The 16,053-nt window shown below is 66.9% G+C and carries 17 protein-coding genes; 11 read left to right on the top strand and 6 right to left on the bottom strand.

Annotated elements, in window-relative coordinates; all coding sequences use genetic code 11:
- Nucleotides 1–16: 16 nt before the first annotated feature.
- A complete protein-coding gene (locus tag R2676_RS13850; RefSeq protein ID WP_206272925.1) occupies nt 17–850 on the bottom strand; it encodes a hypothetical protein in 834 nt (277 codons plus the stop codon).
- Nucleotides 851–1,003: 153 nt separating this feature from the next.
- Nucleotides 1,004–1,585: a tetratricopeptide repeat protein gene (locus R2676_RS13845; RefSeq protein WP_206272926.1), complete on the bottom strand. Its 582-nt coding sequence runs from the start codon at nt 1,583–1,585 to the stop codon at nt 1,004–1,006.
- A 329-nt stretch (nt 1,586–1,914) separates the two neighbouring features.
- Here R2676_RS13845 and R2676_RS13840 point away from each other — a divergent pair, with 329 nt between their 5' ends.
- Complete coding sequence (locus tag R2676_RS13840; protein ID WP_316857259.1) at nt 1,915–2,493, top strand: TetR/AcrR family transcriptional regulator; 579 nt, start codon at nt 1,915–1,917, stop codon at nt 2,491–2,493.
- A 16-nt stretch (nt 2,494–2,509) separates the two neighbouring features.
- Here the strand turns inward: R2676_RS13840 and R2676_RS13835 are convergent, their stop codons facing one another.
- Both R2676_RS13835 and R2676_RS13830 read right to left on the bottom strand, forming a co-directional pair.
- Nucleotides 2,510–3,280 carry a glycosyltransferase family 2 protein gene (locus R2676_RS13835; protein WP_206272286.1) on the bottom strand — a complete coding sequence of 257 codons (771 nt, stop codon included), beginning with the start codon at nt 3,278–3,280 and terminating at the stop codon, nt 2,510–2,512.
- A gap of 54 nt (nt 3,281–3,334) precedes the next feature.
- The gene (locus R2676_RS13830) at nt 3,335–3,595 is read right to left on the bottom strand and encodes a phosphopantetheine-binding protein (RefSeq protein ID WP_027678266.1); all 261 of its coding nucleotides are present in this window, start codon (nt 3,593–3,595) and stop codon (nt 3,335–3,337) included.
- A gap of 405 nt (nt 3,596–4,000) precedes the next feature.
- Here R2676_RS13830 and R2676_RS13825 point away from each other — a divergent pair, with 405 nt between their 5' ends.
- The 10 genes from R2676_RS13825 to R2676_RS13780 all read left to right on the top strand — a co-directional run bounded on the left by R2676_RS13825 (nt 4,001) and on the right by R2676_RS13780 (nt 14,075).
- Nucleotides 4,001–4,675 (top strand): COG4648 family protein, encoded by a 675-nt coding sequence (locus R2676_RS13825; protein WP_206272287.1) that lies wholly within the window; start codon nt 4,001–4,003, stop codon nt 4,673–4,675.
- A gap of 25 nt (nt 4,676–4,700) precedes the next feature.
- A complete protein-coding gene (locus tag R2676_RS13820) occupies nt 4,701–6,398 on the top strand; it encodes an AMP-binding protein (RefSeq protein WP_206272288.1) in 1,698 nt (565 codons plus the stop codon).
- Complete coding sequence (locus tag R2676_RS13815) at nt 6,395–7,357, top strand: LpxL/LpxP family acyltransferase (RefSeq protein WP_206272289.1); 963 nt, start codon at nt 6,395–6,397, stop codon at nt 7,355–7,357. Before R2676_RS13820 ends, R2676_RS13815 begins: the two co-directional genes overlap by 4 nt.
- Nucleotides 7,354–7,950: a LolA-related protein gene (locus tag R2676_RS13810; RefSeq protein WP_206272290.1), complete on the top strand. Its 597-nt coding sequence runs from the start codon at nt 7,354–7,356 to the stop codon at nt 7,948–7,950. Before R2676_RS13815 ends, R2676_RS13810 begins: the two co-directional genes overlap by 4 nt.
- Nucleotides 7,951–7,963: 13 nt before the next feature.
- Nucleotides 7,964–10,384, top strand: a complete 2,421-nt coding sequence (locus R2676_RS13805) for an MMPL family transporter (protein ID WP_206272291.1) — start codon at nt 7,964–7,966, stop codon at nt 10,382–10,384.
- Nucleotides 10,381–11,244: a polysaccharide deacetylase family protein gene (locus R2676_RS13800; RefSeq protein ID WP_206272292.1), complete on the top strand. Its 864-nt coding sequence runs from the start codon at nt 10,381–10,383 to the stop codon at nt 11,242–11,244. Before R2676_RS13805 ends, R2676_RS13800 begins: the two co-directional genes overlap by 4 nt.
- Nucleotides 11,245–11,316: 72 nt before the next feature.
- On the top strand, nt 11,317–12,534 hold the full coding sequence (locus R2676_RS13795; protein WP_206272293.1) for a beta-ketoacyl-[acyl-carrier-protein] synthase family protein: 1,218 nt from the start codon (nt 11,317–11,319) through the stop codon (nt 12,532–12,534).
- Nucleotides 12,531–13,334 carry a beta-ketoacyl synthase chain length factor gene (locus R2676_RS13790; protein WP_206272294.1) on the top strand — a complete coding sequence of 268 codons (804 nt, stop codon included), beginning with the start codon at nt 12,531–12,533 and terminating at the stop codon, nt 13,332–13,334. The genes R2676_RS13795 and R2676_RS13790 overlap by 4 nt, the downstream gene beginning before the upstream one ends.
- Nucleotides 13,331–13,792, top strand: coding sequence for a hotdog family protein (locus R2676_RS13785; RefSeq protein ID WP_206272295.1), 462 nt, complete (start codon nt 13,331–13,333; stop codon nt 13,790–13,792). Before R2676_RS13790 ends, R2676_RS13785 begins: the two co-directional genes overlap by 4 nt.
- Before the next feature lie 22 nt (nt 13,793–13,814).
- Nucleotides 13,815–14,075 carry a hypothetical protein gene (locus tag R2676_RS13780; RefSeq protein ID WP_206272296.1) on the top strand — a complete coding sequence of 87 codons (261 nt, stop codon included), beginning with the start codon at nt 13,815–13,817 and terminating at the stop codon, nt 14,073–14,075.
- 88 nt (nt 14,076–14,163) lie between these two features.
- On the opposite strand, the gene R2676_RS13775 is transcribed toward R2676_RS13780, so the two are convergent.
- Nucleotides 14,164–14,712: a single-stranded DNA-binding protein gene (locus R2676_RS13775; protein WP_147217184.1), complete on the bottom strand. Its 549-nt coding sequence runs from the start codon at nt 14,710–14,712 to the stop codon at nt 14,164–14,166.
- A gap of 87 nt (nt 14,713–14,799) precedes the next feature.
- Complete coding sequence (locus tag R2676_RS13770; RefSeq protein WP_206272396.1) at nt 14,800–15,963, bottom strand: MFS transporter; 1,164 nt, start codon at nt 15,961–15,963, stop codon at nt 14,800–14,802.
- Nucleotides 15,964–16,053 lie beyond the last annotated feature (90 nt).

The following is a 16,053-nucleotide window of genomic DNA, read 5'->3' as shown; positions in this document are numbered from 1 at the left end:
CCCCGTTCAATCCTGATCAGTTGACCTTGAGCTGACCACCGCGGCCCAGGCCGCCCTTGACGTCTTGCGCCTTGTAGCTGCGCAGCGCGACGACCATCTTGTTCCACGCGTCGATGAAGGCGACCACCGTGGCCTTGCCTTCGGGTGTCGCCGAGAAGCCTGCCAGGCCACCGCCCACGCCACCGCCAAAACCGGCCAGCACGGCGCCGTAGTTCGTCGCGGTCGAGCTGCCTTCGGCGGCTGCGATCTGCACGGCCGAGCGCACGTCGAACAGGGTCAGCGTCACGACCGAAGCCTTCGACTTCACGCTGCCGGCCAGCGCAGCGATGGCGCTGTTGCCGAGCAGGCCGCCCACGGCACCCGCCACACCGCCGACCGGCGAGTCGTTGATGATGATCTGCGGCTCCATGTAGTAATCGGCCGCCACGCGCTGGCCCTTCTGCTGCTTGGAGCCGGCGCGGTATTCGCCGGAGTTGCGCTGCAGATCGGTGATGCGCGACAGGCGTGCGTCGGTCTTCTGGTTGCCGATCGACGTGATCACGAAGCAGTTCGATTGCTGCACGGCCATGCGCAGCAGCGGATCGATCGTCGTCACCTTGGTGGCGCTGCCGAACTGGCCGTACCAGTCGGCGTTGCGGCCGTCGTCCATGGCGATGGTGCCCAGCGGCGAGGCGCAGCGCTCGAGCGTCGGATCTGCGCCCACGCTGGAGCCGCCGGCCGCAGCGCCGCTCACGCCGGCGTTTTGTCCGCCCGGGGTCACGATGCCGCCGCCAGCGCAGGCAGCCAGGGAAGCAGTGATCAGTGCCACGCCTGCGGCCTTGGCAGTGCGGCTGAGAAGATTGGTGTTCATATTGTTGTGTGGCTCACATTGAGTCGATGTTCGGCTTATGCGTCCTGCGACTCAATAAGCCCCCCTTGATCAGGCGTGCGAGGTGTGCAACAGGCTTTCCCCCCTCCCCGAACTGCCTTGAAACGCTTTGAAACGGATGACTGCGGTGCCTGCTCAGTACCAGTACCAGCTCGTCTGGCGCCAGACGCCAAGGTACGGATACCCCGAATACCAATAGCCGTAGTAGGTGCTGCGCCATTGCGCGCGCCATTTGTAGTCGTCTTCGTCGGATTTCTTGGCGGCGCGGGCTTGCTCGAGCAGCTTCTTCGATTCCTTGTCGCCGCGGCTCACGGCAATCGAGAGCCATTTTTCGGCTTCGCGCGGGTCGGAGCCCATCTCTTCCAGCCCGAACAGGTAGAACGCGCCGAGCGCCTTCTGCGCCTGCAGGTTGCCGTGCTCTGCCGCCTCGCGCATCCAGTTCAGTGCCTGGTAGCTGTCCTGGCGGACGCCGTCGCCGCGGAAATAGCGCAGACCCAGGTCGTAGGCAGCCTTGGGTTCTCGCCTGGCAACTTCCTTGAGGGCGACGATGCGTGGATCTTCGTCGGGGATATTCGCCTGATCGAACGCCACCTGGGCCTTCGGCCGATCGGCGCAACCGCGGTCGTCGCACACCCGCACCACATCGCTGGGCGGCTGCGGCTGGGCACACGCGGCCAGCAGCGACACGACTCCCAACATCAGCAAACGATTCCGCATTCGCCTGACCCCTTTTTTTGTTGTTGCTGTTGATCGAGAGAAACTCCGTTGACAGCCTGGCAGGTGCCGGTCGTTTTTTGCGATCCCGTTCGCAAAACCGGCGCCGCCGGAGCGGCCGCACAACGCTTTCTCTTCCCCGCTCCGGTAGGAGGTGCGGGCTGATGATATAGATCGGTCTACTTTAGCCGGAACCGTGTGCAGGTGTGTTACCAAAGCGTAAAGCTGACGCGGCCACAACACTCTGCAGCGCACGGCCCGCGGGCCCAATCGACAGGCCGCAAAAAGAGGCCGGTGCTAAGATGCGGCACGGCAAAACAGGAGAGGCGGCAATGCGCGCAAGCAAGCGCCAACAGGTGGTGGACAAGGCCGGCGAGCTGTTTTCCCAGCACGGCTTCCATCCCGTAGGCGTCGATTGGATCATCGACGCGTCCGGCGTCGCCCGTATGACGCTGTACCGGCACTTTTCCGGTAAGGACGATCTGATCAAGGAAGTGCTGGAGCAGCGCTATACCTACGTCATGGGCAGCATCGCCGAGAAGCTCAGCCCCCTGCCCGACGCCACCGCCCGCCTGAAAGGCATCTTCGACTGGTACGGCGCGTGGTTCCGCACCCCCGAGTTTGCGGGTTGCCTGTTCGAACGCGCGCTGGCGGAATTCGGCTCCACCTGCCCCAAGGTGACCGACGTGGCGGTGCGCTACCGCGACGACCTGCTCGCCATGATGGAAACGCTGCTCAAGGATGTGGTGCCCGCCAAGACGGCACGGCAACTTGCGGGGGTCTACGTGATGCTGCTGTCGGGCGCCACGGCCGATGCCCGCGCCATCGGCGATCCATCCGTCGCGTCGCAAGCCTGGCACGCCGCCGAAACCTTGCTGAACCAGGCCAAGGCCACCGCGGAAGCGGTCTGAACGTGCCCGCCGCGGGCTACCAACCGCGCTGCACCCGCCGCGCAATCATCGACGGCAACCGCAGCATGCCCTCCACCGTCAGGCGCAGATGCATCCCGAACAGCAGGATGTTGTCGCGCAGATACCGGAAATGCGAGACGCCGCCCTCGTGCGCGCGGAAGTAGCGCACCGGCGCCGCCAGCCGGATCGGGCGCACGCCCGCCCAACATAGGCGCACCGCCGCTTCCGGATCGAAATCGAAACCGCGCATCCATGCCTGCCGGCGCATGATCTCGGCGAGCGGCGCAATCGGATAGACGCGAAAACCGAACAACGTATCGCCAATGCCGGCCCACAGCGTTTCGATGTCTGCGCAGCCGTTGGACAGGCGCCGACCCTGCACGCGCACCTGCGGCGCCGACGCGTCGAACACCGGTTGGCCGAGGATCATCGCGTCGGGCGCAGCCTGCGAGGCGGCCATGAACTCGGGGATGAGGTCTGCGGGATGCTGGCCATCGGCGTCCATGGTCAGCACGTAGGAAAAGCCTGCCGCGGCAGCAGCTTCCAGCCCGGCCAGCACGGCCACGCCTTTGCCGCGATTGCGGGGCAGCACGATCACGCGCAGCCCCGGGTCTTGCGCGGCCATGGCCTGCAGCCGTTCGGTGCTGCCGTCGGTGCTGCCGTCTGCCACCACCCAGACCGGGTTCCACTGCGCACGCGCGTTGCGTACGGTGTCGTCAACCTTGGGGCCCGGGTTGTAGCTCGGAATCAGAACGAGATGCGTGGTGGAAGCGCCGGTCATCGGCATGGCGTCGGTCCGGCGATACGTTGAAAGCGGAATGCGTCGGGCGCGGGCGCGAGCCTATCGCGTGCGGTGCTCTGCCACGTAGGCCGCGAGTGAGCCCAGCGAGGCGAAGATCTTCTGGTTGTCGGGATTGCCCGAGCGCAGCTCAAAGCCGTATTTCTTGGAGATCAGCAGCGCAACTTCGAGGATATCGATGGAGTCGAGCCCAAAGCCCTCGCCATACAGCGGTGTGTCCGCCGTCAGGGCATCGAGTTGAATGTCTTCGAGATTCAGTTCGCCGATCATGAGCGCGGCGAGCTCTTTTTCCAGGTCGTTCATCGGTCTTGCAACCACAGGCGGCATATAGCGGGGATTGCGGCCAGAGCCAACGACGTTCTCCTTGCGCGAAGCCCCTGCCTTGTCCAGCCCAGCCTGTGAAGGGGGTCGTTTAAGCTACGCGGATTCTAGACGAAGGGTCACACCCCGTATAGCGCGAAACCGTGACAAAGACTGCATATCGCGGCGTGTGCAGAAGTGACGCAAACGATTCAACGGCTGGTGTGGCGCCGTAAACCGGCAAGGCTCGGCACAGCGAGGCCAGCCCGGCGCGTACATCCGGTTACAAACACGCGGCGACCGGCGCGGGCGAGACACGCCTGGAGCCCTAGAATGTGGCCGCCCTATGATGAAACTGCCCGCCCCGACGACCACAATGCACCCCGGCCTCTTCCAACGCCTTCTGCCATGCACCGATTGACCGCCTTTGCGCGCGGCGCTGCGGGCGTGGGCGCCGTGGTGGCGTATCAGGTGGGCGCGCACTACGCAGCGGCCACGCCGGGTGCGCACGGCTTGGGCCTGGCGATGGCCCTGGTGCCGCCGTTGGCCATTGCGCTGGTGGCGGCCACGCGTTCCCGGCATCGTGCAAAGCTGTTGCCGCTGTGGCTTATCGTGTGCGGCGCACTGTGGATGGCGCGCGCACCGCTGGCCGCGCATTTTGACTGGGGGCTGTATCTCGAACACGCAAGCTTCAACCTGATGATGGCCTACGTGTTCGGCCGCACGCTGGCGGCGGGGCGCGAGCCGCTGTGCACACGCTTTGCCCACATGGTGCACGGCACGCTGACGCCGCGCATTGCGCGTTACTCGCGTCGCATCACCCTGGCGTGGACCCTGTTTTTCCTGGCGACCGCCGCCGTATCCACGCTGCTGTTTGCCACGGCATCGACCGTAACGTGGTCGACGTTTGCGAACTACCTTTCGCTGCCGTTGGTGGGCGTGATGTTCGTGGCGGAATACCTCTGCCGCCGCATCGTGCTGCGCGGCGAGCCGCGCTCCAGCCTGTTCGATGCGGTGCGCGCGTATCGACAATCGGAACAATCCGGGCACGCAGCGCCCATCGCCACAGAGCGCCCCCGCTGAACCCACTCGCTCCAAGATTCGTTTCATGCCGACTCATCCGCTGGTCTCCCATTCAACACTCGACCGCACGCTCGCCTGGCGTGACGGCGCGCCCGTCTCTGCACGTGCGTTCCTGGCCGATGTGATGGCGCTGGCCCCAATGCTGCCGCCCGGCGCCCACGTATTCAATGCCTGCGCAGACCGCTACCGCTTTGCCGTCGGCCTGTGCGCGACGCTGGTGGCCGGCAAGATCAGCCTGCTGCCGCCCATGCAGACGCCGCAGATGGTGCGTCAGCTTTCGGCATTCGCGCCGGACGTGTTCTGCCTGCACGACGCGGCGGCCTGCCCCGTCGACCTGCCGGGCTTTCGTTATCCCGATGCGTTGGATGCCGACACCGCGCCCATCGACGTGCCGCAGATCGACGCCTCGCAAATCATGGCGGTGCTGTTCACGTCCGGCTCGACGGGCACGCCAGTGCCGCATCGCAAGACGTGGGGCGCGCTGGTGCGCTGCATGTGCACGGCCGTCGACCATCTCGGCCTGGGCGACGGGCGCGCGTTCACGTTGGTCGGCACCGTGCCGGCGCAGCACATGTACGGCTTTGAGGTGACAGTGCTGCTGGCGCTGCAAGGCGGCCTGGCGTTCAGCAATCGGCAGCCGTTCTATCCGGCGGACATTCGCGAGGAGCTGGACGCCGTACCGCAGCCGCGCGTGCTGGTGACCTCGCCGGTGCATCTGCGGGCGCTGCTGGCATCGGAGCCGGCGTTGCCGAGCGCATCGCTCGTGCTGTCGGCGACTGCGCCGCTGTCGGAAGCGCTGGCGCGGGAGGCCGAGACGCGCCTGTCCGCGCCGCTCCTGGAGATTTACGGCAGCACCGAAACCGGCCAGGTTGCGACGCGCCGCACCGCGCAGGAAACCGCGTGGCACCTGTACCCCGACGTCCGCATGGAGTTGCGCCCCGGCACGCCGGAAGACGACGGCCCGACGGTGTGGGTCTACGGCGGACACGTCGAAGCCGCGGTGCCGATGGGAGATGTGATCGAGCCGATCGACGAGACACATTTTCTGCTGCACGGGCGCAAGGCTGACCTGATCAACATTGCCGGCAAGCGGTCGTCGCTGGCGTATCTGAACCACCAGCTCAATGCGATTGCGGGCGTGGAGGACGGCGTGTTCTACATGCCGGACGATGCGCCCGCGGCCCCGCACACGCACGGCAGCGCGGCGGTCACGCGCCTGGTGGCGCTGGTCGTGGCGCCGGGCATGAGCGCGGCGGACGTGCTGCGCGCCCTGCACGACCGCATCGATGCAGCATTTCTGCCGCGCCCGCTGCTGCTGGTGGACGCGCTGCCACGCAACGAGACCGGCAAACTGCCCCGCGATGTGCTGGCCGCGCTCGTCGCACAACACTCGCATTGCAACGCGGACAAGCCCGCCATGCGTTTCACCATCGCTGCGGATCACCCGGCGCTGCCGGGGCATTTTCCCGGTCACCCGATCGTGCCGGGGGTGGTGCTGCTCGACCATGCGCTCCACACGATCGGTGCGGCGCTCGGCCGCCCGTTGGATGCCTGCAAAATCAGCTCGGCCAAGTTTCTCAGTCCTGCCGCACCCGGGGAATGGCTCGACCTCGCGTTCGAAACGACGGCCAGCAACGCCGTGCGCTTCACCATCCGCGCGGGCGAGCGTGAGGTGGCCAGCGGCGTGCTGTCCGCATCCGCGTCGGAGGGCGTTGCCGCATGAAGCGCACTGACTGGGCCGAGCGTCCGGAGCGCAGCAACCTCGCGCTGCTGCGCGTGATGACGTGGCTGTCGCTGCGGCTGGGGCGGCCGTTCGGCCGTGTCCTGTTACGGCTGATTGCGGTGTATTTCGTCGCGGCGTCGCCTGCGGCGCGGCGTGCTTCGCGTGACTATCTGCGGCGCGCGCTCGGCCGGCCCGCAACGCTGCGTGAGGTGTTCGGCCACATGTTCACCTTCGCCACGACCATCCACGACCGCATCTACCTGATCAGCGGTCGCTTCGATCTGTTCGACATCCAGTTGCAGGGCCAACACCACGTGCACGACGTGCTGGCGCAGGGGCGTGGTGCGTTCCTGCTGGGCGCGCACCTGGGCAGCTTCGAGGTGGTGCGCGCGCTCGGCCGCACAGTGCCCGACCTGCGCGTGGCCGTCGCCATGTACGAAGAGAACGCACGCAACATCAACGCTGCGGTTGCCGCCATCAACCCGGCGGCGGCGCCGGAGGTCATTCCGCTGGGCCGCGTAGACGCCATGCTGCAAGTGCGCGAAGCGCTGGACGGCAACCGCCTCGTCGGCATGCTGGCCGATCGCACGCTGTTGCGCGATGCGGGGCCGTCCGTTCAGCAGATGGATTTTCTGGGCAGCCCTGCAGCGTTTCCGCTGGGGCCGTTGCACATGGCGGCCATGCTGAAGCGCCCCGTGCTGTTCATGACGGGGCTACACCTCGGCGGCAATCGCTACGCCGTACATTTCGATCCGTTGGCGGACTTCACCGATGTGCGCCGCGAAGATCGCGCCGCCGCCGTGCAAACCGCCCTCGCCCGCTATGTGGAACGCGTTGAGCACTACTGCCGCGTCGCGCCCTGCAACTGGTTCAACTACTTCGACTTCTGGCAGGATGCCGACGCGGCCGACGCGCAGGGTCGCGCCCCCGCCGAGCGCCAGACCACCCCAACGCCATGACTGCAACGCGCCTATTCCTCCGCGCCTTTCTGGCCATGCTTGCCGCCAGCCTGTTGGCTGCAACCGCCCACGCCGCAGATACCGCCTGGACGCTCGACCGCCTGATGTCGACGCTCGCACGCAACAAGTCGGGCCGCGCGACGTTCACGGAAACAAAGACGCTCTCAATCGCGGCGCAGCCCATCGAATCTTCCGGCGAGCTGGTGTTCGTCGCGCCCGATCATCTGGAAAAGCGCACCCTGGCGCCGAAGCCCGAGCACCTCGTGATTGACGGCGACAAGCTGACCGTGGAGCGCAATCAGCGCAAGTTCACGATGCCGCTGTCGCAGTACCCCGAGCTGGGCGCCTTTATCGAGAGCATCCGCGCGACGCTGGCGGGTAACCGCTACGCGCTCGAGGCGATCTACAAGGTCGCCATCGCGGGCCACGGCGATGACTGGACGCTCACGCTTTCGCCGCTCGACGCACGCATGCAGAAGGTCGTCAGCACCATCACGCTGGAAGGCACGCGCGATGTGCTGCGCAGCGTCGCCATCCGCCAGGCCGACGGCGATCATTCGCTGATGCGCCTGCAACGCGTGCCCGGCAACTGAGGACGGCGCGCACATGAAACGCTCGGACGCCCTGCGTCGGCCTGCGGTGCTGGTCTGGTTGACCGGCCTGCTGCTGTGCGCGGTCGTGATCGGGCGTACCAGCTTTACGGCGGACTTGTCGGCGTTTCTGCCGCGATCGCCGAGTGCGGAGCAGCGTGTGCTGGTCGACCAATTGCGCGAAGGGCTGGTGTCGCGGCTCATCCTCGTCGGCATTGAGGGCGGCGACGCGGCCACCCGCGCAACGTTGTCAAAGCAGCTGGCCGCCACGCTGCGTGCCGACGCACGATTCAGCGCCGTCAATAACGGCGAGCCCGTGAGCGAGGCCCGCGACCGGCAGTTCGTCTTCGACCACCGCTACGTGCTCAGCCCGGCTGTTACGCCGCAGCGCTTTTCCACCGAAGGGCTGCACGCGGCGCTGGGCGAAAGTCTGGATCTGCTGAGTTCATCGGCCGGGCTCGTCGCCAAGAAGATGCTGCCGCGCGATCCGACGGGCGAGGTGGCGGCGCTCGTCGGCCAGCTCGACAACACGGCGCTGCCGTCGTCGATGCATGGCGTGTGGGCATCGCGCGATGGCCAGCGCGCCGTGCTGGTCGTGCAGACAACGGCTGCCGGCTCCGACACCGATGCGCAGGCGCGTGCCATCGATACCGTGCGCCGCGCATTCGAGGCGGCCGCCCGCACCGTGCCGAACGCGACGTCCACGCGCATCGTGATGACGGGCCCGGGCGTGTTCTCCGTCGATTCGCGCGACACCATCAAGCACGACGTCGAGCGGCTTTCCACCGTCAGCGTCGTGCTGGTGGTGGCACTGCTGCTGACGGTGTACCGCTCGCCGCGTACCGTGGTGCTGGGGTTGCTGCCGGTGCTGTCCGGCGTGGCGGCAGGCGTGGCGGCCGTCAGCCTGACGTTCGGCGCGGTGCACGGGCTCACGCTCGGTTTCGGCACCACGCTCATCGGCGAGGCGGTCGACTATTCGATCTACCTGTTTGTGCAATCCGCCCGCTTGCGCGGCGCCACCGCCAACGACAGCCTGCGCGCATGGATTGCCACGTACTGGCCGACCATCCGCCTGGGTGTGCTGACCTCGGTGTGCGGCTTTGCGTCGATGCTGTTCTCGGGCTTTCCGGGGCTGGTGCAGCTGGGGCTGTATTCGATCGTCGGATTGGTGACAGCTGCGCTCGTGACGCGCTATGTGCTGCCGCATCTGCGGGGTGCGGAAGTGGCGACGCGCGATGTGTCACGCGTGGGCGCGTGGCTGGCGCGGGCGACGTCTGCCGCACCGCGCCTGCGCTGGCTGTTGGCGGCGGTGCTCATCGGTGCATGTACGGCGCTTGTGTTGCACCGCGATGGCTTGTGGAGCCGCGAACTCGCCGCGCTGAGCCCCGTCCCCGCGAAGAGCCAGGCGCTCGACGCCAGCCTGCGCGCAGACGTGGGCGCACCCGATGTGCGCTATCTGGTGGTGATTCCGGCTGCAACGGAACAGGCGGCGCTGGAAGGCGCCGAGAAGATCGCCGCGCAACTTCAGCCGCTGGTGGACGACGGCGTGCTCGCCGGCTTCGAAAATCCCGCGCGTTATCTGCCGAGCGATGCCACGCAGCAAGCGCGCCTTGCAAGCCTGCCCCTCGCCGATGCGCTGGCCGCCCGCATGCGCAGCGCCGTTGAAGATCAGCCGATCCGCGTGAAGCCCGATCTCTTCGCCCCGTTCATCGCCGATGTCGAGGCGGCACGCGCGCAGCCCCTTTTGCGGCGTGCAGACCTGGAGGGCACGTCGATGGCATTGGCGGTGGACGCGCTGCTGACCGAGCGCGCCGGGCAATGGAGCGCCATGCTGCCACTGCGTGCACCAGCGGCCGCGCCCGCCACGGCAAATAACGCTACAAATCGTCCCAGCCTGGACGCCGCCCCGATTCGCTTCGCTGTCGCGCAAGCGAACGTGCCCGGCGCGCTCTTCGTCGACATGAAGGCCGAAGCCGATCGGCTATACGTGGATTACGTGCGGGAAGACCTGCGCCTCTCGCTCGCGGGTTTTGCGGCGATCGCGTTGCTGCTGCTTGTGGCGCTGCGCTCACCGCAGCGGACGCTTCGCGCGTTGGCGCCCCTGGTGGCGGCGGTGCTGGTGGTGACGGCGGGCTTTGCGGTGGCACGCGTGCCGCTGACCATCCTGCATCTGGTCGGCATGCTGCTGATCGTGGCCGTGGGCTCGAACTACGCGCTGTTCTTCAATCAACGCACGCAGGCCATCGCGCCGCAGACGCTGGTGTCACTGCTGGTGGCCAACCTGGCGACGGTGGCCGGCTTCGGCCTGCTGGCGTTTTCCCGCGTGCCGATGCTCGAAACCTTCGGGCTGACCGTCGGCCCGGGCGCCATGCTCGCGCTGGTGTTTGCCGCCATCCTGGCGCCACGCGCCCATCACGATCAGCACGCCGCCGCATGAACGCACCGACCACCTCACCGCTTGGCACGGCCCGCCGCTGGAAGCCGAGCCCGCTAATCAACGGCGCCCTGGCACTGCACGCCGGTGCGGCCGTTGCCGTCGCGGCCGATCCATCGACGTGGCCGTGGGCGGGCGGCAGCGTCATCGCCTCGCATCTGGTGCTGATGGCCGGCGGTCTGTGGCCGGGCAGCAGCTGGCTGGGCCCGAACTGGACGCATCTACCCGCCACGGCGGGGCGGCAGATCGCGTTGACCATCGACGACGGCCCTGACCCCGATGTCACGCCGCGCGTGCTGGACATGCTTGACCAATACGGCGCCAAGGCCACCTTCTTCTGCATCGGCGAATTGGCGCAACGCCACCCGCGCTGCGTCGAGGCCATCGTCGCGCGCGGGCACGCGGTGGAAAACCACAGTCAGCGGCATCGGCATACGTTCTCGCTGCAGGGGACGGGCGCGTTGCGACGCGAGATTGCTGCCGCGCAAGACACGCTCACGCAGATCACCGGCACGCGCCCGCTGTTCTTCCGCGCGCCGGCCGGCCTGCGCAATCCGTTTCTGGAGCCCGTGCTGTGTCAGCTTGGCCTGCAACTGGCGAGCTGGACGCGCCGCGGCTTCGACACCCGCTCGCGCAACGCCGAAGCCATTGCCCATCGCCTGCTGCACGGTCTCGCCCCACGGGACATCCTGCTACTGCACGACGGCCACGCGGCGCGCGATGCACACGGGGCGCCTGTGCTGCTGGCCGTGTTGCCGAAGATGCTGGAAGCCGCCGCGCGTGCGCAATTGCAGTGGACGACGTTGCGCGCTGCCCTCCCGGCTCAGCCCGCGCAGACCGCGCGTCCGCAAATGGCCATTTGATAAAATTTGTTAAGAATCGGCGCGCCAGTCTGCCGAACCATCCCACCCCACCATCGCCGCGACATCCTGCCCGTGAAGCCCGTCCTGCTCACGCATTTCACCGCCACGAGCTGCCTCGGACGTGGCCTTGACGCCACGCTCGACGCGTTGCGCGTGCAACGTGGCGGCCTCACGCCGTGCACCTTCCCGCGCGCTGATCTCGACACCTGGATCGGCGAAGTGCCCGGGGCCGATGCGGGGCCCGTGCGTGCAGACCTGGCCGATTTCGATTGCCGCAACAACAGGCTCGCCCAGATCGGCCTCACACAGGACGGTTTTGCCGAAGGCGTTGAAGCCGCCAAGGCACGCCATGGTGCCGCGCGCGTCGGCGTATTCATCGGCACCAGCACGTCGGGCATTCTCGAAACCGAACGCGCCTATCAGCAGCGCGATCCGCAAACGGGCGCGCTGCCGGCGAGTTTTCACTACGCGCAGACGCACAACATCTATTCGCCCGCCGCGTTTGTGCGTGCGTACTTTCGGCTGAGTGGGCCGGCCATGGTGATTTCGTCGGCGTGCTCGTCGGGCGCCAAGGTCTTTGCCTCGGCGCGGCGCATGCTGGCTGCGGGGCTCATCGATGCGGCGGTGGTCGGCGGCGTCGATTCGCTGTGCCTGACCGCCCTGTACGGCTTCAACTCGCTTGAGCTGCTGTCAGGCCAACCATGCCGGCCGTACGACGCGGCGCGCGACGGCATCTCCATCGGCGAGGCAGCAGCCTTTGCGCTGCTGGAGCGCGCCCCCGCCGCCAACGACACGCTGGACGACGACGCCATCCTGCTGCTCGGCATTGGCGAATCGAGCGATGCGCATCACATGTCGTCGCCGCATCCCGAAGGATTGGGCGCCCGCGCGGCCATGGCGCAAGCGCTCGCCACCAGCGGGCTGAGCGCAACGGACATCGACTACATCAACCTGCACGGCACCGGCACGCCCAGCAATGACGCTGCGGAGGCGCGGGCCATCCAGGCGCTGTTCGACGGCACGGCATGCAGTTCGACCAAGGGCGCGACCGGCCACACGCTGGGCGCGGCGGGAGCGTTGGAAGCCGTGATTACAGCGCTGGCGCTGCGCCATCAATTTCTGCCCGCCGGCATCAACACCACGCAGCCCGACCCGGCCTTGAACGTCAACTACCTGACAACCAGCCGCGACGCGCCTGTTCGCGCGGCACTGAGCAATGCGTTTGGCTTTGGCGGCACGAATTGCAGCCTGGTCTTTGCCCGCGCAGGCGATGTGGGGGTGTCGTCATGACCGGCCTGAGCGTCTTCATCGAAAGCATCGGCGTGCTGGGCCCCGGCCTGCAGGATTGGCCGCACACGGCTGACGTGCTCGCAGGCCGCGCACCCTACGCACACGCGCCGACCGAATTGCCGCCGCCAGCCGGCCTGCCGTCGGTCGAACGTCGTCGAACGGGGCCGGTGGTCAAACTCGCGCTGGCAGTCGGCCACGAAGCCGTTGCAGCGAGCGGACGCGATGCCGCCACGCTGGCCACGGTCTTCAGCTCGTCTGGCGGCGACGGCCACAACTGCAACGCCATCTGCGAGACGTTGGCTGGCGACGATCGCAAACTGTCGCCGACGCGCTTCCACAACTCCGTGCACAACGCGCCGGCCGGCTACTGGAGCATCGCCACGCACGCGATGGCGCCGTCCAACGTGCTGTGCGCGTATGACGGCAGCTTTGCCGCCGGCCTGCTGGACAGCCTCTGCCAGGTTGCAATTGATGCCACGCCCACGCTGCTGATCGCCTATGACGGCGATTATCCGGAGCCGCTGAATGCGGTGCGGCCCGTGCCCGATACGTTTGCGGTGGCGCTGGTACTCGCGCCCGAAGCCAGCCCGCGCACGCTCGCGCGCATTGACGTCGCGCTGACCGACGCGCCGCCGGCGGCGTTGGCACATACCGGCCTGGAAACCCTGTGGCACGGCAACGCCGCAGCCCGCGCGCTGCCATTGCTGGAAGCGTTGGCCGCACGGCGCGCAGGCCGCGTGGTGCTCGAGTATTTGCCCGAGACCGGCGTGCAGGTCGACATCACCTTCAGCACGCCATGACGTCAAGCGCGCAGCCGGCTCCGCCGCTCGACCGCAACTGGATCGCGGCACGCATTCCGCACAGCGGCGCGATGTGTCTGCTCGACACCGTTGTCGCCTGGGACGAAGCACACATCCATTGCCGCGCCACGAGCCATCGTGACGCTGCGAACCCGCTACGTTCGCACGGTCAACTGGCTGCCGTTTGCGGCATCGAATACGCCGCTCAGGCGATGGCCGTGCATGGCGCCCTGTGCGATGCTGCGCAAGCGCGCCCGCGCGCCGGCTTTCTTGCCAGCGTGCGCAGCGTTGAAGCCCATGTCCCGCGCATCGACACCATCGATGCACCGCTCGACGTCGAAGCTGAACGCATCGGCGGCGACGGCAACAACGTCCTGTACCGATTCACCGTGCGCAGTGGCACGCGCATCCTGTTGACCGGCCGCGCCGCCGTGGTGCTCGACGCGTCCGTTGCATGAATCTGTTTGCGAGGATTCCGCTGTGAAAGGCCCTCTGCTTTTGATCCCTGCGCTGCTGCTGGCGCTGCTCAGTCCCCTGGCCCATGCCGACTTGTCCGAGACCAAGGAAAACATCAAGCAGGACACGAAGGAAGCGGCCCGAAAAACCGGCCATGCCGCGAAGGAAGCCGGGCATGCGACGGCCAATGCCGCGCGCACGGTCGGGCATGGCGTGAAGAATGCGGCGCATGCGACCAAATGCGGCGTGAAGCATCTCTTCAAGAAGCCTTGCGAGAGCGACTAGAACGCCGCAACCCTGCAGGCTGAAGGCCAACAAAAAACCCGGCGTCCTTGGTGGACTGCCGGGTTTTTTGTTGTGTTCCGAGAGGGACTTAGAACGGAATATCGTCGTCCATATCCTCAAAGCCATTCGACGGTGCCGGCTGACGACGTGCACCGCCGCCCTGACCGCCGCCTTCGCCGCCGCGCGAGTAGCCACCGCCTTGGCCTTGACCTTGGCTGCGGCCACCGCCGTAACCACCGCCACCGCCGCCTTCACCGCCACGCGAGTAGCCGCCACCGCCACCACCGCTGCCGCCGCCCTCACCACCGCGGCCGCCGAGCATCTGCATCTGGTCTGCGACGATCTCGGTGCTGTATTGCTTCTGGCCGTCCTTTTCCCATTGACGGGTCTTGAGGCGCCCTTCGATGTAGACCGACGAACCCTTCTTCAGGTATTCGCCCGCAATTTCGGCCAGACGGCCGAAGAAGGCGATGCGGTGCCACTCGGTGGCTTCCTTCATTTCGCCGCTGGCCTTGTCCTTGTAGCGGTCGGTGGTGGCCACGCGGATGTTGGTGACCGCGTCGCCGCTGGGCATGTAACGCGTTTCCGGATCGGCACCGAGATTGCCGACGATGATGACTTTGTTGACGGACGCCATGATGAGTTTCCGAAGGTAATTGAAGGGATGCCGCCGTAAAGGGCTAACGAAAAAAGCCGACTGAAAGTGTAGCGCTGAATGCCGACCCTAGTGCCGACGCAACGCCGGCATCTGCATGGGGCTGGCGATTATAAGCCACGCCAAAGCCAGCGCCGCGCAGGTCAAAAATACTGCATGCTGCCCCGCGTGCAGCAGAATCCAGCCGCCGCCCGCACCGCCCGCAAACAGGCCCAGCGCCTGCGTGGTGTTGTACACACCCATGGCCGCGCCCTTGCGTACGCCCGGCGCGTACTTCGACACCAGCGACGGTTGCGACGCCTCCAGCACGTTGAAACCGAGGAAGTAGACCAGCAGCGCGATCGCCAGCGCGGCGAGCGTCGGATTCACTTCGCCCAGTGCCAGCTGCGCCACCATCACCAGCGCCACGGCGGACAGCAGCACCGCTTTCATCTTGCCGCGTTTTTCTGCCGCAATGATGGCCGGCACCATCAGCACGAAGGACACGCCCATCACCGGCAGGTAGATTTTCCAATGGGAATCGACGGGCAGGCCGGCGGCTTCCAGCATGTGCGGCAGCACAACGAACAACGCCGTCTGCGTGGCATGCAGGGCGAACACGCCAAAGTTCAGGCGCAGCAGTTCGGGGTTGCGCAGGACTTCGCGGAACGGCGCCTTTACATGCTCGGGCGGACGCGGCGGGTTGGGCACCACCCACAGCACCACGCCGATGGCGACGATGGCCAGCACGCCAATCGCCGTGAACATGCCCGGCATGCCGACCCAGCGGAAGATGACCGGCGCACTCACGATGGCCACGGCAAACGACAGGCCGATGCTGCCGCCGATCATGGCCATGGCCTTGGTGCGATGCTCCTCGCGCGTGAGGTCGGCCACGAAGGCGATCACCGCCGACGAGATCGCGCCCGCACCCTGGATAGCCCGCCCCACGGCGATGCCCGCGACGCTGTGCGAAAACGCCGCCACCAGGCTGCCCACCGCAAAAATCACCAGCCCCGTCACGATGACGGGCTTGCGTCCGAAGCGATCCGACAGCCAGCCGTAAGGGATATAGAGCACCGCCTGCGTGAGGCCGTACACGCCGATGGCGAAAGCGACGAGCTGGGTGTTGTTGCCGTCGGGCAGCGTTTTCGCGAACACCGCGAAGACCGGCATGATCATGAACAAACCCAACATGCGCAGCGCGAAGATGCCGGCCAGCGAGGCGGCCGCACGCAGCTCAAGGCCGTTCATGCGGCCGGAAGCGGAAGTCATGGATGGGGAAGCGGAAGACATGGTGCGGAAACCGCCGCGAAAACCCGGAAGAAAAGCGGCGACAAGAAC

The sequence above is a fragment of the Ralstonia flatus genome (genome assembly GCF_958439105.1).
In the GTDB taxonomy this organism is placed as follows: Bacteria; Pseudomonadota; Gammaproteobacteria; order Burkholderiales; family Burkholderiaceae; genus Ralstonia; species Ralstonia flatus.
This window is presented reverse-complemented; position numbering and strand designations above follow the sequence as displayed.